The organism is Aquiflexum balticum DSM 16537 (assembly GCF_900176595.1).
Classification (GTDB): domain Bacteria; phylum Bacteroidota; class Bacteroidia; order Cytophagales; family Cyclobacteriaceae; genus Aquiflexum; species Aquiflexum balticum.
Genome location: NZ_LT838813.1, coordinates 2373185 through 2394734, shown reverse-complemented (window position 1 = coordinate 2394734; position 21550 = coordinate 2373185). Strand labels below are relative to the sequence as shown.

The window sequence follows — 21550 nt, the reverse complement described above, 5'->3', positions numbered from 1 at the left end:
GACAATATTTTGATCAGAAGTTCCTTACTTATTCTCAGCGAAGGTGATGATTTCATCCTTGATGTTTAGGAGGTAATCTATATCATCAAAGCCATTTTTCATGTTTTCTTTTTTGTAGGAATTGATATCAAAAGTCTCATATTGACCAGTTGATAACAAAGTAATGGCCTGTTTGTCAATATCAATTTCAATTTCTGTACTTGGATTTTCCTCAACAGCATTGAACAAGACTTCTGCAAACTCAGGACTGATGGTAACCGGAAGGACTCCAATATTGAGGCAGTTATTTTTAAAGATATCTGCAAAAAAGCTGGAAACCACACACCTGAACCCATAATCATAAAGGGCCCAAACGGCATGCTCTCTACTTGATCCTGAACCAAAGTTCTTCCCTGCCAAGAGGATTTTGCCGGAATAGGTCGGATCATTTAGTACAAAGTCTTTTTTGGGGTTACCTTCCACATCGTATCGCCAATCGCGGAAAAGGTTGTCACCAAAACCTTCTCTTTCCGTCGCCTTTAAGAAGCGGGCAGGAATAATCTGATCGGTATCCACGTTTTCAGCTGGCAATGGGACTACTGTACTTTTGAGTTTATTAAATTTATCGTAAGCCATTTTCTTTTTTGATTTGGATTAAAACACCTCTCTCGGATCACTGATTTCACCTGTTACCGCCACTGCTGCAACTGTAAGTGGGCTGGCCAATAAAGTCCTTGCGCCCGGTCCCTGTCTTCCCTCAAAGTTTCTGTTGGAAGTGGAAACGGCATATTTGCCTGAAGGAATTTTATCGTCATTCATGGCCAAACAAGCTGAACAACCAGGTTGACGCAATTCAAAACCTGCATCTTCCAGTATCTTTACCAGACCTTCTTCATGGGCCATTTTCTCCACTTCTCTTGATCCGGGAACAATCCAAGCTGTGATGTTATCGGCTTTATGTTTTCCTTTGACAAACTGGGCAACAGATCGGATATCTTCTATCCTGCCATTGGTACAGCTTCCCACGAAAACATAGTCTACTTTTTTGCCTTTGATGGCTTCTCCTGGAGCAAATCCCATATAATCCAATGACTTCATGTAGGAGATTTTGTTACTTCCTTCCATTCCTTCAGTGGTAGGAATAAAGCCTCTGACTTTGATTCCCATCCCTGGATTGGTACCATAGGTGATCATTGGCTCAATGTCGTTGCCATCAAAATGATATTCTTTATCAAAAACAGCCCCTTCATCAGTTTTGAGGGTTTTCCAATGTGCTACTGCTTTATCCCAAGCCGCACCTTTTGGAGCATACTGCTTCCCATTTAGGTAGTTGAAAGTAGTTTCATCAGGAGCAATCAGTCCACCCCTTGCACCCATTTCAATACTCATGTTACAGATGGTCATTCGGGCTTCCATGCTAAGGCTTTTAATGGCCGATCCTGCATATTCCACAAAATACCCTGTTGCGCCGGCAGCGGAAATCTTCGCGATAATGTAAAGAATGATGTCTTTTGAAGTCACTCCACTTCCCAATTCACCATCCACCGTGATTCTCATTTTTTTGGCTTTCGTCTGCATGATGCATTGGGTAGCCAAGACCATTTCAACCTCAGAAGTACCGATACCAAAAGCAATCGCACCAAATGCACCGTGCGTAGAAGTATGGCTGTCTCCACAGACAATGGTCATTCCCGGTTGGGTGACACCCAATTCCGGACCGATTACATGGACAATGCCATGATGCGCAGAACCAAGGTCATGCAGTTCAATATTGTACTTCTTGCAGTTTTCCCGGAGTCTTTCCACCTGCATACGGGAAAGTTTATCCTTGATGGTTTTGTCTTGGTCTACTGTAGGCACATTGTGGTCAGGAGTAGCTATAGTCCTTTCCGGATATAAAACACCAACACCGCGTCTTTCAAGATTGAGGAATGCCACTGGACTGGTCACTTCATGGATAAAATGCTTATCAATGAAGAACACATCAGGCCCACCGGGTACAGAACGTACCACATGGGCATCCCATATTTTATCAAATAATGTTTTCTTTTCCATTTTACTCTAGGATCACTTTGTCTTTGACAGGTATTTTATTTAAGGCATCTACATATGCCTGGGCGGAAGCCAATACGATATCTGAATTGGATGCAAAACCATAATAGGGCTTATCCTCTTTCATCAGACGCATATGGACCTTGGCCACATCATCACTTCCTGCAGTGATGGCCTGAATCAGAAATTCCTCCAATACGATATCAGGCTTTACTATTTTTTCTATGGCTTTCAGCACAGCATCTACAGGACCATTGCCTGCTGCTTTGGATTCAAATGCTTTTTCGCCAACTTTCAGTTCGACTGTGGCACTGATTTCCCCATTGGACTGATAGCTCACCTTTCCCAATTCGATAAATGAGGACTCATCCAAATATTTACCGACCAAGGCCAATAGATCTTTTGGACCAATGTCCCTCTTGGAATCAGCCAAGGTCAGAAAATCCTCATAAACTTCCCGTAATGCTTCACCTTCCAACTCCACACCCAAACCATCTAAATGATGTTTCAAGGCTGCCCTCCCGCTTCTTGCAGTCAATACTATCGACGATTCATGTACACCGACTTCTTTGGGATCAATGATTTCATAATTCTCCCGGTGTTTCAATACCCCATCCTGATGGATGCCTGAAGAATGCGCAAAGGCATTTCTTCCAACAATCGCTTTGTTAGGTTGGACAGGCATATTCATCAACTTGGAAATCAGCCTGCTCGTTCCATATATTCTTTCTGTTTGGATATTAGTATAGACAGGGATATCGTGATGGCACTTGATAGCCATGACCACTTCTTCCATAGAAGTGTTACCTGCTCTTTCACCGATACCATTGATGGTCAGTTCAGCTTGTCTTGCCCCGTTCTGAACCCCTGCAATGGTATTAGCCGTAGCCATACCAAGATCATTATGACAATGAGTGGAAATGATGGCTTTGTCAATATTGGAGACGTTTTCCTTTAAATAGCGGATAATAGCTCCGTATTGTTCGGGAAGACAGTATCCTGTAGTATCTGGAATATTGACAACAGTTGCCCCGGCTTTGATGGCTGCTTCTATGATTTTGGCCAAAAAAGGCAATTCTGCCCTTCCCGCATCCTCAGCATAAAACTCCACATCCTCCACAAAACTTTTGGCATACTTGACGGCCTTTACTCCTCTTTCAATGATGTTTTCAGGAGTTGACCTTAACTTGTATTGAATGTGATAAGGAGATACACCTATCCCAGTATGAATTCTGCCTTTCTTGGCATATTTCAGTGCCTCGGCAGCTACTTGTATATCCTTCTCTACTGCTCTTGAAAGGGCGCAGATGATAGGATTAGAAACCGCTTTGGAAATTTCAACCACTGAATTGAAATCACCGGGGCTGGATATTGGAAATCCAGCCTCAATGATATCCACTCCAAGTGCTTCCAAAGCTTTAGCCACTACTATCTTTTCCTGGGAGTTCAACTGACAACCCGGAACCTGCTCCCCATCCCGGAGAGTAGTATCAAATATCCAAAGCTTTTCACTCATCTTTTAATTGTTTTCTGGTCTCAATTTTCTGACAGTTGCTCCTGCTTGCCACATTTCAGAATCTCTCAATTCTTTCAATTCAGCTTCCAACTTCACTCTGTAATCTGGCTTGCTGTTGGAATCAATGGACTTTTGCGCCTCTTTTCCGGTCTTCACACTGTTGTACAATTCTTCAAAAACCGGCTTGGTAGCATCTCTGAAAGGCTTCCACCAATCCAAAGCTCCTCTTTGTGCCGTGGTGGAACAGTTGGCGTACATCCAGTCCATTCCGTTTTCTGCTACCAATGGCATCAGACTTTGAGTCAATTCCTCAACAGTTTCATTGAAAGCTTCAGAAGGTGTATGACCATTTGCTCTCAATACTTCATATTGTGCAGCAAAAATTCCCTGAATCGCTCCCATCAAAGTCCCTCTTTCTCCTGTCAAATCAGAAGTAACTTCCCTGTAAAAGTCAGTTTCAAAAAGGTAGCCTGAACCTACACCGATTCCCAATGCGATTACCCTGTCTTTGGCCCTTCCGGTTGCATCTTGGAAGATGGCATAAGAAGAATTCAAACCTCTGCCTTCCACAAACATTCTTCTTAAAGAAGTCCCGGAGCCTTTGGGCGCTACCAAAATAACATCTACGTCTGCTGGAGGGATAATACCGGTTTTTTCTTTGTAGGTCACTCCAAATCCATGGGAGAAATAAAGTGCCTTGCCCGGAGTAAGGTGTCTTTTCACCATGGGCCATGCTGCAATCTGACCTGCATCTGAAAGTAGGAACTGAAGGATGGTGCCTTTTTCACAGGCCTCTTCCAGTTCAAACAATGTTTCACCGGGAACCCAACCATCAGCAACAGCTTTGTCCCAGGTTTTAGAGCCTTTCCTTTGGCCAACAATGACGTTGAAGCCATTGTCTTTAAGATTGAGTGCCTGACCGGGTCCTTGGACTCCATAGCCCAAGACGGCAATTACTTCATCTTTCAATACTTCTCTAGCTTTCTCCAAAGGAAACTCCTCTCTGGTTACTACATTTTCTTCTACTGATCCGAATTTCAGTTTCATAGTGTTATTTTATTAGGTTTGATTATTTAAATATTCTTGAACAGAAAACTTTGGTTTGGCAATGGCCACCCTTCCCGAACGGGAAAACTCCAAAAGGTTGAAGGGTTTGAGTATTTCCAACAATGCCTGTGTATCTTCCTTATGACCGGTAAATTCCAGCACCACAAATTCCTTCTCCGCAGCAATGATATGTGCATTGAACTGCCTGATTACTTTTTCCAATTGGGGATCAAGGCTATCTATAGGGATTTTATACAAAGCGATCTCCTGATAAACCACCTCATCATCCATGAAGTAGTAAGCTTTGATGACATCGATTATTTTTTCAATTTGGTTTACAAGTTGAATAATCTGCTCTTCCGTGACAGTGGCTTCAATAGTAATTTTGTGTATTCCATCCAACCTGCTTTCAGAAGCGGTCAACGCACTGATATTGATCCCTCTTCTTGTGAAAATAATGGTGATCCTATTGAGGATTCCAATGAAATTCTCTGTATAAACTAAAATGGTATAACGATTCATATATACTTTTTAGGTTTTAGCTTAATCTAACTTCTTCTACAGAACAACCTGTGGCAATCATTGGAAATACATTATCTTCTTTTTCTACGACCACTTCAAGGAAGAAAGGCCCATCATGGATTAACATTTGAGCGACCGCCTCACTGAGATATTCTCTTTCAGTAACTTTCACAGCTTTGATGTTATAAGCCTCAGCTATTTTGATGAAATCAGGGTTTTCCAGTTCAGTGAAAGAATACCTTTTGTCAAAGAACATTTGTTGCCATTGACGTACCATTCCCAGATAATTGTTGTTGAGCAAAACGACCTTCACAGGCGCTTTGGTCTGCATGATGGTACCCAATTCCTGAATGGTCATCTGAATTCCCCCATCCCCTACTACACAGATTACCTGTCGGTTATAATTGTGTAATTGGGCACCAAGTGCCGCAGGAAGGGCAAAACCCATAGTTCCCAAACCACCTGATGTAACCTGTGTCCTGGTTTTTTTGTAATCAAAATAGCGCCATGCAATCATCTGATGCTGACCTACGTCAGTGACCAATACGGCATCATCTTCTTTGTACTGATTGATCAATCTGATCACCTCTCCCATATGCAATCCACCTTGGGTGGCATAGAGATCCTTGCCCATTACTGCTTCCCTTTCTTCATTTTCAAATTCCCTGAATCGCTGCATCCATTCGGGGTGGCTGTTCGGCTTGACTGCTTCAATTAGCATGGATAAACTTTGCTTACAATCACCCAATATGGGCACCGTACATTTCACATTTTTATTGATTTCAGCAGGGTCTAGCTCCAAGTGAATTACCTTGGCCTGCTTGGCGTATCTTCTTAAGTCGCCGGTAACCCTGTCATCGAAGCGCATACCTATTGCGATCAGCACATCGCATTTATTGGTCAGCATATTTGGTGCGTAATTGCCATGCATTCCCAATTTACCCACATAAGAAGGATGACTTTCAGGCAAAGATCCCGATCCTAAAAGTGTAGAAGCCGCAGGAATACCTGTTTTATCCAAAAATGACTTCAGCTCTTCCTCAGCCTTACCTATGACTACTCCCTGACCAAAAAGGACAAAAGGCCGCTCTGATTCATTGATCAAAGTTGCTGCTGCCTGTATTTTGGGCATCTCTATGGTAACATACGGCCTATATGAACGGATCCCCAAACAAGGTACGTAATTGAACTCCCCAAATTCCACTTGAGCATTTTTTGTAATATCTATCAAAACAGGACCCGGTCTTCCCGACCTCGCAATATGAAATCCTTTGGCAATGGCAGGGGCAATTTCCTCTACGGATCTTACCTGAATATTCCATTTGGTCCCAGGCATGGAAATACCGACCATATCTGTTTCCTGAAAAGCATCAGTTCCCAACAGATGTGCAGCTACCTGCCCGGTAATACACACCAATGGCGTACTGTCAATCAAAGCATCAGCCAATCCGGTAATCAGGTTTGTAGCACCAGGACCAGAAGTAGCCAAGGCAACTCCAACTTTACCGGAAACTCGGGCATAACCCTGTGCTGCATGGATAGCCCCCTGTTCGTGTCGGGTCAAAACATGTTTCACCTGGTCCGCATAATCATAAAGGGCATCATAAACAGGCATGATGGCACCTCCAGGATAACCGAAAATGTATTCCGCATTTTCAGCTATCAGAGATCTTACTACGATATCTGCTCCTCTTATCATGGTTGCTTAATTTATTAAAATTGATCGGTCACGCAGCCTTCGGAGGCAGATGATACCAACTTGTTGTATTTTTTCAAAGTACCTTGAAGGTCACTCAGATCTTTGTTTTTCCAAACTTTTTTCCTTGCTTCCATTTCAGCATCACTTACTTCACAGCTCAGACTGAGAGAATCAGCATCAATGGTAATGATATCCCCATCTCTGAGAAGTCCAATCGGACCGCCTGAATAAGCCTCAGGAGTTACGTGTCCTACCACAAAGCCATGTGTGCCCCCGGAAAACCTTCCATCAGTGATCAATGCTACATCTGAACCTAATCCCGCTCCAATGATCATGGAAGTTGGTTTGAGCATTTCAGGCATTCCCGGTCCACCTTTGGGGCCGATATATCTGATGACAATAACTTCTCCTTTATTGACTTGCTTATTTTTAATTGCTTCATTGGCTTCCAGTTCCGAATCATAAACTTTGGCTGGACCGGTAAAGGATTTCCCTTCTTTTCCGGAGATTTTCGCTACGGATCCTTCGGGTGCTAGATTGCCTTTGAGTATGCACAAATGGCCTGTCTCCTTTAATGGTCGCTCAATTGGGTGGATCACATTAACCATGGAAGGAACTACAGGATCAATGTTGGCTAGATTTTCAGCCAAGGTTTTGCCCGTAACGGTCATACAATCTCCGTGTAGCATGCCATTGTTCAACAGGTATTTCATAAATGCAGGAAGACCACCTTGTTCAAACAAATCTTCCATCAAGAACTTACCTGAGGGTTTGAAATCCCCTAACAACGGTGTAGCATGGTTGACCCTTTTAAAATCGTCCAGGGTGAAATCAACGCCTGCTGTCTTGGCAATGGCCAAAATATGTAATACTGCATTGGTACTGCCACCTAAGGCGACGGCAACCGTAACTGCATTTTCAAGACTTTTCTTTGTGACGATATCTTTTGGTTTGATGTCCTTTTCCAAAAGGATTTTCAAATACTCTGAAACCTCTTTGCATTCCCTTACTTTTTCGTCTGCAGTGGCCGGAGTGGATGAACTGTAAGGCAAAGACATCCCCATGGCCTCGATCGCCGAGGACATGGTATTGGCAGTGTACATTCCCCCGCAGGCACCTGCACCCGGACAGGCATTTCGGATCACGCCGTCATAATCTTCATCTCCCAATTCACCTTTTACTCTTTTCCCATAGGCTTCAAAAGCAGAAACAATATTGAGCTTTTCACCTTTATAAATACCGGAACGGATAGTACCACCGTAGACCATGATGGAAGGCCGGTTGATTCTCAACATTCCCATTATTGCTCCTGGCATATTTTTGTCACAACCTGCAACAGCTATACAGCCATCAAAAGAATGTCCAAGAATAAAGGATTCAATGGAGTCTGCTATGATTTCTCTGGAGACAAGGGAATATCTCATACCTGAGGTACCCATTGAAATCCCGTCAGAAATCCCAATGGTATTAAAAACCAAACCGGTCAGACCATAAGTAGCAGAAGCTTCCTTGATCAGACCGGCGAAGTCATTGAGGTGCATATTGCAGGGGTTACTTTCATAGCCGCAACTGGCTACCCCTACAAAAGGCTGATTCATTTGTTTGTCAGACATGCCCGTGGCATATAACATGGCTTTTCCTGCGGGATGTTCTTCGTTCTGACTGATTTCCCAACTGTGTTTTTTCAAACTCATGGTTACTTTAGGTAGGTTTAAGAGCTACAAAAAAAAATGCCTCATCATCTGAGGCACTTACATTTGTATGGTTGTTTGTCAAATATAGTCTAGCGCCCCGTCATTTATTACAAATGAGAATAATAAAACTTAAGGGAGTGACTATGTTAAACATGTGGTTATGATTTCTTTTTGATTTTGTTGACACAATATTAAACCCCAATTTCCATACTTACAATATTTAGTTTCTTTTTTTAAACAGAAAAATGATTTTTAAGACTGCTTTTTATATTTTTATAAAAATTTACTATTGTATATCAATCAATTGAAAGAATATAAATTTAAATTTTTGAAAAGTTTTTAGTTATTTCAAAACATTATATCAATTTTCGTTATTTTCAATCTCTAATGAATTTTATTGAGTTTTTTTTAATTAAAATTTTATTATGATGAATATTCAACAACTCTTTGTTTTAAACTTGATCAAATCTAAAAAGTATTGATTATTGGATGTCAGATGACCGATGACCGATGTTTTGCGCATATGATAAAGAATACCATTGTTCGTGGAAATTATAGAGAGAGGTGTGTCATTTTTCTTCCTCATAATCTTCATGTATTGTTATTTTTCAAAATTGGACAGCCTTCTCACTTCAAGGATTTCTTTTTTATAATCATATTTACAGTCTTCAAACAAATACCGTATCAATGATCTGTTTCCCAAATGCCAAAATCAACTTAGGTTTACACATTACTGCAAAAAGAAAGGACGGATACCATGACATCGAAACCTGTATGGTTCCTATCCCGCTTTATGATGCATTGGAAATGATTGTCGACAAAAAGACAGTTTTTAATATTTCCGGTCTTGCTATTCCTGGCGATGAGAAGGATAATTTAATTCTAAAGGCTTTAAAATTACTGAGAAAGGATTTCAATGATCTTCCCCATGTGCATATACATCTGCTGAAAAACATCCCAATGGGTGCAGGATTAGGCGGTGGTTCTGCTGATGCAGCATTTGCTTTGACACTGATGAACAAGCTTTTTGAACTTTATTTGGAGGATTGGTTTTTGGAGGAATATGCGGCACAGCTTGGAAGTGATTGCGCTTTTTTCATTCAAAATACGCCCAAGATTGCTACAGGAAGAGGGGAAATATTGGAACCGGTCGAAGTCGACCTGAAAGGAGACCATATCCTATTGGTCAAGCCACCGATACATATCGGCACCAAAGAAGCTTATGCAGGTGTTAATCCCAAAAAACCAAATGAATCCTTAAAGGAGATATTGGCAGATAAAACCTTATGGAAAGCGCATTTGGTCAATGATTTTGAGGCCAGTATTTTTCCCATGTATCAGGAATTGGCTAGTATCAAAAATCAACTTTATGAGATGGGTGCTTATTATGCAGCGATGTCAGGGTCGGGATCGGCAGTATTTGGATTGTTTGGTGAAGCCCCTAAAGAAATTTCCTGGCCTGAAACTTACTTTTCATTTGAAGGATTGTTATAAAATATAAATATGTTTTATATTTACGTATCAAAAATAAGAAATGGCAACATTCACTACTTCCCTTCCCGATGAACTGCTGGCAAAACTTGCTGAACAGGCAAAGAAGTTGGAGCTACCCAAAAACAAATTGATTGAAAATGCGCTAAATCTTTATTTGGAACATTTGAAGAGATCTGCCTATGTCAAATCCTATAAATCAGCAGCCGAAGATGAGGATATTTTACTGATGGCTGAAGAAGGAATGGCGGACTATTTGAAACAAATAGAGGATGAAGCAGGGTGAAATCTGGTTTGCAGACCTGAATCCAACCAAAGGAAGTGAACAGGCAGGGTTCAGGCCAATTGTCATTTTGAGTGGCAATTTGCTCAACAAATATTTACCTGTGGTAATTTCGGCACCACTTACTTCCAAAATCAAAAACTATCAAGGGAATCCTGTAATAGAACCCAATGATAGAAACGGATTGACCAAAAGTTCAGAGTTGATGATGTTCCATATCCGATCAATTTCCAAAGAGAGGTTGGTCAGGAAAATAGGTGAAATTTCCTCCAATGAATTGGAAAAAGCACTTGAGACTTTAGATGATTTGATGAGGCTGTAAAATTTTACATTCAGTTATAAAAATTTTAAATCCCATAAATTCATTTAAGATTCTTTAGATTCAGCCATAATTTTGTATTACATTTGTGTTACAAAAATACATGCTCATGCTAAACGTCAGATTGGATAAAGAATTGGAGGAAAAACTTGAATTTCTCAGTAAAAAAGAAGGGGTATCCAAATCAAAAATTGTAAAAGATGCCTTAACCGCTTATCTTGATAAGAGTAAATCTTCTTTTTCAGCATTTGAATTAGGCAAAGATTTATTTGGAATAGCTGAAGGAGAAGAAAATCTTTCGAGCACCTTTAAAGAAAAAATAAAGGAGAAATTGAATGCGAAATTTACTCATTGATGCGGGGCCTCTTATTGCGCTGTTCAACAAAAGAGATAGTTATCATGCGAAAATTATAGACTTTTTAAAGGACAACGATGCCACTTACTGGGCAACTTGGCCTGTCATCACTGAAGCTTGCCATATGTTGGATTTCAGTGTCATGGCACAGCTTAACCTTTTGGAATGGATTAGAAGAGGTGGACTCCACCTTGTAGATTTGTCGGAAGGAAATATTCAAATCATCATTCACTATACCGAAAAATATTCAGATGTCCCTATGGATTTAGCCGACGCAAGCCTAATGGTAGCCAGTGAATTAATCTCGACTGAGGAAATCGTCAGTATAGATGCTGATTTTTATATCTACAGAAACATCAGAAATAAATACTTGAGAAATGTATTTCTTGAAAAGGAGAAATAGTACCTATGGCTCTTTACCAATTTCTACTTCCGACAAACTCCCTGAAATTTCCTTTGTTGACCAAGAGGTTTTTACTTCTATATTCTTTTGTAAAGGTTTTTGGGAAATTTACATTTCTCTTGGGGTTCCATTTGAATTCATAGGCAGTTAGTTTACCTGCCAATTCCTCCACATAGTCGATTTCCTGCTGTTGCTTGGTTCTCCAAAAATAGCTACGTTCCAAACTTTCTTTATAAGAGTTCTGCTTTTTCCGTTCACTGACCAAAAAATTTTCCCAAAGACCACCTACATCTTGCCTTAATGCCAAAGGAGTGAAGTCTCTGATATATAACTTTAAAGGATTATATTCCCGTAAAGTTATAACTTTAAGGGATTACATTCCCGTAAAGTTATGTTTTTTGGACTATGAGATTAAAATAATTTACTTTTAGTAATTTACTAAAGGTAAATTACTTGTGGCCACAGCCAAATCCGGAACGGTATCCGCACCAACCTCAAAAGATTTTATAGCCCAATATAAACTCGGAAAAACTGCGACGGTTTTTTAAACAGAGATACCTTTTTGGATCAGGAAAAAATTTCAAAAAAAAGCCTTTAAACCCCCAATGGATTCTTTTTCAAAATTCTTCTCCTATTCCAATAATTATACACCGGATACATCAACACCGAAATCAAAATAATCAAAGTACCCAAATAAAAACCTCCGGTCATCTTTTCTTTTTCCCCAAAAATCAAGACAGCTAAGATGATCCCATAAACCGGCTCCAAGTTAATGGTCAGGTTGACAGCAAAGGCCGTGACCCGCCGCATCAATTCCACGGAAACCGAAAAAGCATAGACCGTACAAATCCCGCTTAATATCAATAACCATAACCAATCCATCGTAGTGGGAATCAATTGAAGGCCATTCGAAGCAAAGAAATAGCCATAAAACGGTAACAGCAAAGCCGCAAAAACAAATGCCCCGAACATCTCATAAAAAGTCAGAATATAGGGACTGTGCCTTTTGGTCAACCTGCCATTGATAACCGTGAAGACGGCACTTAAGAATGCAGAACCAATCGCCATCACCAAACCCAACCAATAGTCCAATTCAAACCTGAATATCACATACAACCCTCCTATAACCATCAGACCCAAAAATATTTCAAATGGCTTGACCTTATTCTTGTTGGCGATAGGCTCCAACAAAGCTGTCCATAACGAGGTGGTCGCCATCCCCGCAAGACATACAGATGCAGTAGAGATCCTGGCAGCCCAAAAAAAGAGAATCCAGTGCAGGGAAATAATAAACCCGGTTACTACAATTTTAATCAGCTCTTTTTGAGGAATACGAATGGGAGTTTTTTTGTAAATGAATAGCAGTCCCAGAATCAATGTGGCTATCATCGTCCTGAAAAAAACCAACTCCAAAGATCCAATACTGATCAACAGCCCCAAAATAGCGGTGAACCCCCAGATCAATACAGTAAAATGGAGCATCAGATAATCTTTGATTATGGGCTGATCTTCCATTTAGCGCGGGACAGTTTTGTACAGCAGTAATCCTGTAAGGGCAAAAACAATATTTGGCAACCAAATCGACAAAATGGGATAAGTAGTGCCCGCCTCTGCAAAGGTCCTGGACAAAAGAAACATGATGATATAAATAAATGCCAGTAAAAATCCCAAAGCAATCTGAAACCCTGACCCCCCTCTTGTTTTTCGGGATGATACTATCACCCCAATGAAAGTCAGGATTATCGCTGCAAATGGTGACATGAACCTGACATATTTTTCAATCTTATAGTAATTGACATTATCCGCTCCCCTATCCTCCAAAACATGAATCAGTCTACTAAGCTCGGGTAACTTTAATGTTTCATGATGATTGCTGGGAAGATCAAAATCATTAGGTGTGATGGATAATAAAGTATCCATCGTCTCTCCCACTGTGTATTCCTCGCCTTCATCCGTAAGGACTCTCATCCGCCAGTTTTTTGCTGACCAGGAATTGATTGCTGTATCCCACACTATACGGTCGGCAGAAAGCTTGGCCAATAATTCCCCATCTCTGATCTGTTCCAAAGTGAAATTATATCCGGTATTACCCGAGGTATAATATCTTGAAATATAAGCATATAGATCCGGGGCCACTTTAATATGGATGTTCTGCTGTGTATAGAACTTATCCTCCTCCAACCAGCGCGATTTAAATTCGGTCACTCCAGCTGTTGCACCGGGCAGAACCCAACCGTTAAGTAAAAAACTGGCCACGCCTATCATAGATGCAGCGATAAAGAAGGGCCATAACATCCTCACAAAACTTGTTCCGCTACTTAAAATTGCGATGATTTCAGTTCTCCCTGCCATTTTTGAGGTAATGAAAATCACGGAAATAAACACCGTGATCGGAGTCAACAGGTTGTTGAGATAAAGCCCATAATTGCCCAAATAGACGAGTATATGCTTGGCAGGCACATTATTTCTGATAAACGCGTCATTTTTTTCAGTGAAATCCAATACCAGGACAATCATGATCAGCATCAGGACCACAAAAAAATAGGTCTTGAGAAAATCTTTGATAATGAGTTTGTCGAGAATTTTCATGTGATTATAATTTTCTTTCAATGGCCACCCCGATTAGTCGGGGCTGGCTATGGAATCTCGCATGGCAGATAATCATTTTAAAGTTTGACGTTTTCGTCATGCTCGATTTCATGTTTACAATCTCCTGCTTACTTTTTCTACCATCAGGTTTTTCCAATCAGCATATTTTCCGATTTTTATTTGTTCTCTGGCCTGCCCAACAAGCCAAAGATAAAAACTCAGATTATGGATACTGGCTATCTGTGCTGCTAATATTTCTTTGCTGATGACCAAGTGTCTGAGATAAGCTTTGGAATAAAATGTACTTACGTAAGAATTGATATAAGGGTCTATCGGGCTGAAATCCTCTTTCCATTTTTCATTTCTGATATTGATGATACCTTCTGAGGTAAAAAGCATACCGTTCCTTGCATTTCTTGTCGGCATCACACAATCAAACATATCCACCCCTAAAGCTATTGCCTCAAGGATATTGGCTGGAGTTCCCACACCCATCAGGTATCTGGGTTTGTCTTTTGGAAGAATATCAGTGACCATTTCGGTCATTTCATACATCATTTCAGCTGGTTCCCCAACTGAAAGCCCTCCGATGGCATTCCCATCTCTTTCACAAGAGGCCACAAACTCCGCAGATTGTTTTCTCAGATCTTTGAAAACGCTCCCCTGCACAATTGGGAACAAGGTTTGCTCATATCCATATTTGCCTTTTGTGCTGTCAAATCTATCTATACATCGCTGTAGCCAACGGTGGGTCAGCTCCATGGATTTTCTTGCATACTCGTAGTCGCAGGGATAGGGTGGACATTCGTCAAAAGCCATGATAATATCTGCACCGATAATCCTCTGAATATCCATTACCCCTTCCGGGCTGAACACATGCTTGGATCCGTCTATATGGGATTTGAAAATCGCCCCTTCTTCGGTGAGTTTTCTGTTATTTGCCAGAGAAAAAACCTGATAACCACCGGAGTCCGTCAAAATCGGTTTGCCCCAACCGTTGAACTTATGTAATCCACCTGCTTTTTCCAGAACATCCAAACCTGGCCTGAGATAGAGATGGTAGGTATTTCCCAAAATAATCTGGGCATGTATATCATCAGACAATTCCCGCTGATGGACGGCCTTGACAGAACCTGCCGTGCCTACAGGCATAAAAATCGGGGTTTCAATTTCTCCGTGGGCAGTGGTAAGCATGCCTGCCCTTGCCTTACTTTTTGGGTCTGTTACTTCAAGTTTAAACTTCATCCGAATTTGATTCTCCTCTGATTTCCATAATAATCGTATCGGGATATTTTATCATTATTTCCAATCACAAAAATATAAGCTTATTCTTAAATGAATGCTCAAATTGATTTTATATTTGCCCATCAATAATAATCGGATGATAATAGAAATTTTGTGGATCGTTTTTTTCGTGGGACTGGCAATCCAGCTATTTTATATCCTGATTTTATTCGGAAGACTGTCATTTTTTCACCGACCAAATCCTGGACCCGATTCCTCGGAAAAAGAAGGGGTAACAGTTCTTATCGCCGCGCACAATGAGCGAACCAATTTAAAGAAACTCATTCCCATACTTTTTGAGCAGGATTACCCCAATTTTGAGGTGATGGTAATCAATGACCGCTCCTATGACGGCACTAAAAGGATATTGGAAAAACTCATGGAAGTGTATCCCAAATTAAGGACCGTGACAGTGGATTATACCCCCAGTCACGTCACCTCAAAAAAATATGCCATGACTTTAGGTATCAAGGTAGCCAAAAACGATGTGCTTCTTTTGACCGATGCCGATTGTTGGCCGGTTTCGGAAAAATGGATTTCCTTGATGACTGCGCCTGTAAGAACCGGTGGAAAAATATTTTCCTTGGGATTTTCCCAATATGATTCAAAAGGGGGTTTTCTCAATAAATGGATCCAATTCGAAACCCTGTGGACCGGAATACAATATATTTCCTTTGCACTTTGGAATGCTCCTTTTATGGGGGTTGGAAGAAATCTGTGCTACCGAAGAAGTTTCTTTATGGATAAGAAAGCATTTAAAGGATTGTGGCAAATAGAATGTGGCGACGATGATCTGTTTGTAAATCTCTATGCCAATGGAAAAAACACCGCAGTCGTGGTCAATCCTGAAAGTATTACGCTATCTGAACCGAAAACTACCTGGAAGACATACTTTTCACAAAAGAAAAGACACTTCCATGCAGGAAAATATTATAAAGGAAAAAACAAATTAAAAGTGGGCTGGTATGCCTTTTCACATTTAATCTTTTGGATTTCGGGTATCAGTTTGTTGATTTTTTTAGGAATAAATAAACAATGGGAACATTTACTCTTAGTATTGGGTATTATTGTTGTAAGATCAATATTGATTACAACAGTATTCCGATCGGCAAGGAAAAAACTGGAAGGAAAAGTTCAAGTATTCTGGTCAGCGTTTTTCGATCTGGTTTATATAGGATACTTTTGGGTTTTAGGTGCATTTGGATATAAGTCAAGAAAAGTTAAATGGAAATAAACGAAAGAGGATTTTCAAACAAGGCATTAGAGGATTTTGATCTCATTGACAAAGCTGTCATTGACAAAGATCAGCAAGCCTATGCCATGTTGATGAAGCGCTATAAAAAGGCGGTTTATTTTATGATTCTCAAAATGATCAGGGACGCAGATGATGCGGAAGATCTGACCATGGAGGCTTTTGCCAAAGCATTCAAAAATCTCCACAAATTCAAAAAGGATTATACATTCAGTACCTGGCTTTTCAGAATAGCCACTAACAATACCATAGATTTTATTCGAAAGAAAAAGTTAAAGACCATGAGTCTCAACACTACCATGAGTGACGATGGCGGAAATGCTGTCACCATAGATGTGGAGGACGATGACAATAATCCTCAGGATGAATATATCAGATCACAAAGGATTGAGATGGTAAGGATTTTTGTGGATAAACTGCCAGCCAAATACAGGAAGTTAGTACAGCTTCGATATTTTGATGAATTGTCTTATGAGGAAATTGCCCAGGAATTGGAAAAACCATTGGGTACCGTTAAGGCACAATTGCACAGATCGAGAGAGCTTTTATATGAGATAGCGCAAGGTAAGGAAAGACATATTTGATAATGTCCCATCTAACTCAAATTAATTGACTGAAAAATACTATTCTGGAAATAAGTGGCTTTAAAAAATCAGAATTAAACCTAGATCAGTCAGTCTTTTACAAAAAGTGCCCCCAGATCATTTTTTGGGTTATATAACTTCATCAAATTGTTTTTGATATTATATTCAATCTCGTCTCCCTGCCTTAACAAAAGTTGTAAACTATCATATTTGTTTATCACTTCACGGGTAAGGATATTATAGTTGTTTGATGGCAAAATGGCAGGACCGGGGTTTGTTAAAAGGGGAAAGAGGGCAGTAGAAATTGCGATCTTGTTTTCTTGTGTTTGCGTGTAAACCTTAATCCAACTTCCGGGTTTTTGGCGAACCCAAACGGAGGACTTAATGAAAAAATATTTTATCGCGGGGTCATCACCAATTAGAAATGGCGGGTCAACGGGATCTATTTCACTTCTAAAAAATAATTGGAAATTTTGGTCTTCACAGGCAGGATGAGAATAAATCTGATCTGAATTATCAATGAACCCTACAAATCTCCAAGGAATATCTGTTAAAACTTCTTCTGAATTTCTTTCTGCCCAAGTAGCCTGACAATGCGTTATTTTTTCAAGTTTATTCAAAATAAATGGAGCTCCGGGTAATTCATCTGATTGATGCGAAGCTTTAATTTCTCCTGAAACTGCCACATATACCCTTTCCAAGGGATTCCTATTTCCCAGTTGCAAATACAGATAGTGATATAGCGAAGGACAATTTTCAACTGAACCGGAAGTAAAATAAAATTCACAAACCATCTTTGATTCAACAGGACTCAGAATTTTGGGTTCCTCGTGACTTTCCAGCTCAAGTACAAAAAAATATTCCGGATCAGATCCCTCTTTTGGAACCACAGCGACATCTATAAATGCAGGATGTTTTTCTAATGCCTTCAGAGTCTCTCTTTCAGAATAAGGCCTTGGTCCCAAATCAATGATAGGTTCCTGTTCTGAATCATTCTGACAGGAACACAAACAAAAACCAGCTATTAAAAATAAAAGGTATTTCATAATATTGACCCTTAAAAACACCCTTTAATTTACCAACAATACTTGAAATATTTACAATAAATTGCTGATTTATTCCTGCAAACACTAAAAAACTCATTTTTTGAGGAAATCAGAACCAACATGGCCGACATTAAGCAGGAAAGGGCTGTTCATGGGATGGGATTTGCCACTTTCCAAAGAGGGGTATCCATTAATCAAAAACCAAAAACTACTGCTCAAATCTTTGGGATTTATTTAAGGTTAATTTGGTATAACCGAGGTGATTTAAAAAGTAAGCTATTCTAGAAAAAAAGCTTCTTATCTCTTATATAATCCTCCACAGCTTGAGGCAAGAGATATTTGACTGAATGACCACTTTTGATAGTCTGCCGAATAAAAGTAGCTGAAATATCCATCAAAGGCGCTTCAACATACCGTATATTCGGATGATCCATTTTGTTTTGCTCTCCCGGTCTCGGATAGACATACAGTCCGTATTCCTCTAGGAGGGTCTCATGGTTTTTCCATTTGTGGAAATGGGTCAGATTATCTCCACCTATTATCAGTTTAAAATCATGTTGGGGATGTTTGTCTGATAAATAGGTGAGCGTATCAATCGTATAACTCGGGCGGGGCATGTGGAATTCCACATCTGATACCCTAAAATAAAAATGATCGGCGATGGCGAGCTCTACCATCTTAAGCCGATCAAACTCATGTATCAGAGATGTTTGTTTCTTCAATGGATTTTGCGGGCTGACCACAAACCAGATTTCATCTAAGTCTGCTCTGTCCTGCATCACATTGGCGATGATCAAATGGCCTATGTGAATTGGATTAAAAGATCCGAAAAACAATCCTATTTTCAAAACGAACGGGTTTTTATTTGGAGATAAAATCTCCTACAAGTTTTACTGCCTGCGCAAATGATTTATTGATATCGTCATTCAAGATGGTCGTATCAAACTTATCTTCAAAGGTGGATTCAAATTTGGCTTTGTACAACCTTCTCGAAAGACTTTCTTCAGATTCAGTACCTCTGTCTTTCAATCTTTCATGTAAAACCTCCAATGAAGGGACTTTCACATAAATGGCCAAGGCCTTATCACCAAAATATTTTTTAAGATTGATGCCTCCCTTGACATCCACATCAAAAATCACATGTTTGCCACTGTCCCAAAGTCTTTGTATTTCTTCTTTAAGAGTACCGTAAAAATTACCTTCATAGACCTCCTCCCACTCTATAAAATCATTTTGATCTATTTTGGCTTTGAATTCCTCTGGGGTCAAAAAATAATAATCCTTGCCGTGTTGTTCAGTTCTTCCTCTTTTATCTCTTGTTGAAGCTGAAATTGAAAAACCGAGGTTAGGGAATTTTTGAAGAAGATGTCGGACTATGGTGGTTTTACCTGAACCTGAGGGTGCAGAAAAAATTATCGCTTTTCCCTTCGTCATAAAAACCTATTTAATATCCTGAATTTTTTCACGGATACTTGCAATGACATCACCGGGTACCGAATGCTTGGTACATTTTGTCCGCAACACTTCCTTGATGGCCTTTTCCAAATGGAAGTGTTGGAAACAAGGTTGACATTTTGCCAATTTTTCTTTAAGTATCTCCTGAGAACCTGGAATTTCCTCTCCGTCCAAGATGCTTTCCAATAACTCAAAGCATTTGCTGACGTCAGAACACGACAATTTCCTATCTCCGGGTGATTCTAAGTTTTTGTCCATGATAATTTAATTGGTAATCCTTACTTTTCTCTTCAATGTTATTTTTCTATGAGATAGTTCCTTTTGTTTAAAAAAAGAGTGATTTATTCTTCTTCATCAGTTTTGTACCCCATGTCCTGAGCGTACGAACGCAATTTCTCCTTCAATAAGTTCCTTGCCCTGTGTAACCTTGACCTGACAGTGCCAATGGGAATATCCAGAATCTTGGCCATCTCTTCATAAGTAAATCCCTCCAAATCACATAGAATAATAACTGTCCTAAAATCTACTGCCAAGCTGTTTAGAGCATTGGAAATCTCATCTCCGAGCATATCCTTCACCGCATCCACCCTCAAATCTGTGGTGATGCCATAGTCTACATCTTCAGAATTGTAGTAGGTTTCAACTTCCTGATAATCAATTTTCGCAGGCTGTTTGCTTTTTTTCCTGTAATCGTTGATAAAGGAGTTTTTAAGGATCCTGAAAAGCCAAGCCTTGGCATTTGTCCCCTGTTCAAAAGAATTGATAAAGCGGTAAGCCTTAAGATAAGTGTCTTGCACAAGGTCTTTGGCGTCATCTTCATCAAAGGTAAGTCTATATCCAAAATTGTACATGGAATCTATGTGGGGCATAAATTCCTGATCAAAAATGGAATTCTTTTCCTTATCGGAATATTTTTTTCTCTGGACTTCAGACATAAGGTTCAAAAGTAATCAATAGGTGAATTTAACGCTAATTTTTTTGAATAAAGTCAGGGCTTTTGGCTTATTTTGAAAACCCGAATTGAGGATTTCAGATTTCGGAGGCCAAACCTAAAGACATGTTTCTAATCAAATTAATATCATATTTACCCTTTTGGATATTGTATTTTTTTTCAGATATCCTATATCTATTAGGATACCACGTTTTGAAATACCGACAAAAAGTCATTTTTGATAATTTATTGCATGCATTTCCAGAAAAGTCTGACAAAGAACGGAAAAAGATTGCTAAAAAATTTTACCGAAACCTTACAGATTCCTTTGCCGAAATCATCAAAATGTACACTATTTCAAAAGAAGATTTGGACAAAAGGGTCAAAATTGAAAATAAAGAAATCGTTTTGGAAGCCATTCAAAATGGTCAGGTAATCATTGGTCTGACAGGACATTTTTTCAACTGGGAAATGCACTTGCAGCAAATGATGGCGAATGTCTCCAACAAATTAGATGTGGTATATACAAAAGTAAAAAGCCCGTTTTTCGAAAAGTTGATGATGAAAATCAGGACAAGGTTTGGAGGATCTATGGTCGAAAAAGATTTGTTTCAAAAAGATTATCTACGAAAACGGGCGCAGCCAAGGTGCATAGTTCTTGCAGCAGATCAGCGCCCCAACAACCGAGAAATACGATATTGGACGAATTTTATGAACAGGGAAACGGCTTTTTTTGAAGGTGCGGAAAAACTTACAAAAAGATTCAATCATGCTGTTTTCTATTCAAATGTCAGTAAGCCAAAAAGAGGTCATTACATATTCAATTATGAGATAATCGGTACTCCGCCATATTTAGACGAACCGGACCACAGCATCACGGATGAGTTTATCAGACTCTTGGAAGCCAACATCAGAGAATATCCCGAACTTTATCTTTGGAGCCATAACAGGTGGAAGTGGAAAAAAGGGGAGTAACCATGAATATGGTTTGTTTATAATCAAAACCAAATACCCTACTATCACATTGAAATCTTCTACATCAGGTTAGT

Annotated in this window: 25 protein-coding genes; 9 read left to right on the top strand and 16 right to left on the bottom strand. The window is 39.8% G+C overall.

Annotation, left to right across the window (positions count from 1 at the left end; genetic code table 11):
- Positions 1 to 24 precede the first annotated feature (24 nt).
- Genes leuD through ilvD form a run of 7 tightly spaced genes read right to left on the bottom strand, consistent with a single transcriptional unit; the run spans position 25 to position 8509 of the window.
- Positions 25 to 615 (bottom strand): 3-isopropylmalate dehydratase small subunit, encoded by a 591-nt coding sequence (gene leuD / locus B9A52_RS10285; protein WP_084120367.1) that lies wholly within the window; start codon positions 613 to 615, stop codon positions 25 to 27.
- Positions 616 to 633: 18 nt separating this feature from the next.
- Positions 634 to 2034: a 3-isopropylmalate dehydratase large subunit gene (leuC, locus tag B9A52_RS10280; RefSeq protein ID WP_084120364.1), complete on the bottom strand. Its 1401-nt coding sequence runs from the start codon at positions 2032 to 2034 to the stop codon at positions 634 to 636.
- Between the two features lies 1 nt (position 2035).
- Entirely contained in the window at positions 2036 to 3547 is a 1512-nt protein-coding gene (locus B9A52_RS10275; RefSeq protein ID WP_084120362.1) for a 2-isopropylmalate synthase, read from the bottom strand.
- 3 nt (positions 3548 to 3550) lie between these two features.
- Entirely contained in the window at positions 3551 to 4594 is a 1044-nt protein-coding gene (gene ilvC / locus B9A52_RS10270) for a ketol-acid reductoisomerase (protein WP_084120360.1), read from the bottom strand.
- Between the two features lie 12 nt (positions 4595 to 4606).
- On the bottom strand, positions 4607 to 5116 hold the full coding sequence (gene ilvN / locus B9A52_RS10265; protein ID WP_084120358.1) for an acetolactate synthase small subunit: 510 nt from the start codon (positions 5114 to 5116) through the stop codon (positions 4607 to 4609).
- Between the two features lie 16 nt (positions 5117 to 5132).
- Positions 5133 to 6815 (bottom strand): biosynthetic-type acetolactate synthase large subunit, encoded by a 1683-nt coding sequence (gene ilvB / locus B9A52_RS10260; RefSeq protein ID WP_084120354.1) that lies wholly within the window; start codon positions 6813 to 6815, stop codon positions 5133 to 5135.
- 14 nt (positions 6816 to 6829) lie between these two features.
- Entirely contained in the window at positions 6830 to 8509 is a 1680-nt protein-coding gene (gene ilvD / locus B9A52_RS10255) for a dihydroxy-acid dehydratase (protein WP_084120352.1), read from the bottom strand.
- Positions 8510 to 9196: 687 nt separating this feature from the next.
- On the opposite strand from ilvD, the gene ispE reads away from it, so the two are divergent.
- From ispE to B9A52_RS10230, 5 genes are all read left to right on the top strand, one after another.
- Positions 9197 to 10003 (top strand): 4-(cytidine 5'-diphospho)-2-C-methyl-D-erythritol kinase, encoded by an 807-nt coding sequence (gene ispE, locus B9A52_RS10250; protein ID WP_084120350.1) that lies wholly within the window; start codon positions 9197 to 9199, stop codon positions 10001 to 10003.
- Between the two features lie 40 nt (positions 10004 to 10043).
- Complete coding sequence (locus B9A52_RS10245; RefSeq protein WP_084120348.1) at positions 10044 to 10286, top strand: ribbon-helix-helix domain-containing protein; 243 nt, start codon at positions 10044 to 10046, stop codon at positions 10284 to 10286.
- Complete coding sequence (locus B9A52_RS10240; RefSeq protein WP_084120346.1) at positions 10273 to 10605, top strand: type II toxin-antitoxin system PemK/MazF family toxin; 333 nt, start codon at positions 10273 to 10275, stop codon at positions 10603 to 10605. Before B9A52_RS10245 ends, B9A52_RS10240 begins: the two co-directional genes overlap by 14 nt.
- 106 nt (positions 10606 to 10711) lie before the next feature.
- Positions 10712 to 10957, top strand: a complete 246-nt coding sequence (locus B9A52_RS10235; RefSeq protein WP_172805195.1) for a ribbon-helix-helix protein, CopG family — start codon at positions 10712 to 10714, stop codon at positions 10955 to 10957.
- Positions 10938 to 11360, top strand: a complete 423-nt coding sequence (locus B9A52_RS10230) for a type II toxin-antitoxin system VapC family toxin (RefSeq protein WP_084120342.1) — start codon at positions 10938 to 10940, stop codon at positions 11358 to 11360. The genes B9A52_RS10235 and B9A52_RS10230 overlap by 20 nt, the downstream gene beginning before the upstream one ends.
- Before the next feature lie 13 nt (positions 11361 to 11373).
- Here the strand turns inward: B9A52_RS10230 and B9A52_RS10225 are convergent, their stop codons facing one another.
- From B9A52_RS10225 to tgt, 4 genes are all read right to left on the bottom strand, one after another.
- Positions 11374 to 11667, bottom strand: a complete 294-nt coding sequence (locus tag B9A52_RS10225; RefSeq protein ID WP_084120340.1) for a DUF4143 domain-containing protein — start codon at positions 11665 to 11667, stop codon at positions 11374 to 11376.
- Between the two features lie 287 nt (positions 11668 to 11954).
- On the bottom strand, positions 11955 to 12875 hold the full coding sequence (locus tag B9A52_RS10220) for a DMT family transporter (RefSeq protein ID WP_084120339.1): 921 nt from the start codon (positions 12873 to 12875) through the stop codon (positions 11955 to 11957).
- Positions 12876 to 13949 (bottom strand): LptF/LptG family permease, encoded by a 1074-nt coding sequence (locus B9A52_RS10215; protein WP_084120337.1) that lies wholly within the window; start codon positions 13947 to 13949, stop codon positions 12876 to 12878.
- Between the two features lie 114 nt (positions 13950 to 14063).
- Positions 14064 to 15194, bottom strand: coding sequence for a tRNA guanosine(34) transglycosylase Tgt (tgt, locus tag B9A52_RS10210; RefSeq protein ID WP_084120336.1), 1131 nt, complete (start codon positions 15192 to 15194; stop codon positions 14064 to 14066).
- 136 nt (positions 15195 to 15330) lie between these two features.
- Here tgt and B9A52_RS10205 point away from each other — a divergent pair, with 136 nt between their 5' ends.
- Both B9A52_RS10205 and B9A52_RS10200 read left to right on the top strand, forming a co-directional pair.
- Entirely contained in the window at positions 15331 to 16467 is a 1137-nt protein-coding gene (locus B9A52_RS10205) for a glycosyltransferase (RefSeq protein WP_084123462.1), read from the top strand.
- Positions 16458 to 17069, top strand: a complete 612-nt coding sequence (locus B9A52_RS10200) for an RNA polymerase sigma factor (RefSeq protein WP_084120334.1) — start codon at positions 16458 to 16460, stop codon at positions 17067 to 17069. Before B9A52_RS10205 ends, B9A52_RS10200 begins: the two co-directional genes overlap by 10 nt.
- Before the next feature lie 89 nt (positions 17070 to 17158).
- On the opposite strand, the gene B9A52_RS10195 is transcribed toward B9A52_RS10200, so the two are convergent.
- A complete protein-coding gene (locus tag B9A52_RS10195; RefSeq protein ID WP_084120332.1) occupies positions 17159 to 18115 on the bottom strand; it encodes a hypothetical protein in 957 nt (318 codons plus the stop codon).
- Positions 18116 to 18215: 100 nt separating this feature from the next.
- On the opposite strand from B9A52_RS10195, the gene B9A52_RS25485 reads away from it, so the two are divergent.
- On the top strand, positions 18216 to 18353 hold the full coding sequence (locus B9A52_RS25485; RefSeq protein WP_157370120.1) for a hypothetical protein: 138 nt from the start codon (positions 18216 to 18218) through the stop codon (positions 18351 to 18353).
- A gap of 43 nt (positions 18354 to 18396) precedes the next feature.
- On the opposite strand, the gene nadD is transcribed toward B9A52_RS25485, so the two are convergent.
- The 4 genes from nadD to B9A52_RS10175 all read right to left on the bottom strand — a co-directional run bounded on the left by nadD (position 18397) and on the right by B9A52_RS10175 (position 20505).
- Positions 18397 to 18963, bottom strand: a complete 567-nt coding sequence (gene nadD / locus B9A52_RS10190; protein WP_084120330.1) for a nicotinate (nicotinamide) nucleotide adenylyltransferase — start codon at positions 18961 to 18963, stop codon at positions 18397 to 18399.
- A gap of 13 nt (positions 18964 to 18976) precedes the next feature.
- Positions 18977 to 19549: a guanylate kinase gene (gene gmk / locus B9A52_RS10185; protein ID WP_084120328.1), complete on the bottom strand. Its 573-nt coding sequence runs from the start codon at positions 19547 to 19549 to the stop codon at positions 18977 to 18979.
- A 6-nt stretch (positions 19550 to 19555) separates the two neighbouring features.
- Positions 19556 to 19828, bottom strand: a complete 273-nt coding sequence (locus tag B9A52_RS10180; protein WP_084120326.1) for an anti-sigma factor — start codon at positions 19826 to 19828, stop codon at positions 19556 to 19558.
- A gap of 83 nt (positions 19829 to 19911) precedes the next feature.
- Positions 19912 to 20505 (bottom strand): sigma-70 family RNA polymerase sigma factor, encoded by a 594-nt coding sequence (locus B9A52_RS10175; RefSeq protein ID WP_084120325.1) that lies wholly within the window; start codon positions 20503 to 20505, stop codon positions 19912 to 19914.
- Positions 20506 to 20627: 122 nt separating this feature from the next.
- Between B9A52_RS10175 and B9A52_RS10170 the strand changes: the two genes are divergently transcribed.
- On the top strand, positions 20628 to 21476 hold the full coding sequence (locus tag B9A52_RS10170) for a lysophospholipid acyltransferase family protein (protein ID WP_084120323.1): 849 nt from the start codon (positions 20628 to 20630) through the stop codon (positions 21474 to 21476).
- Positions 21477 to 21550 lie beyond the last annotated feature (74 nt).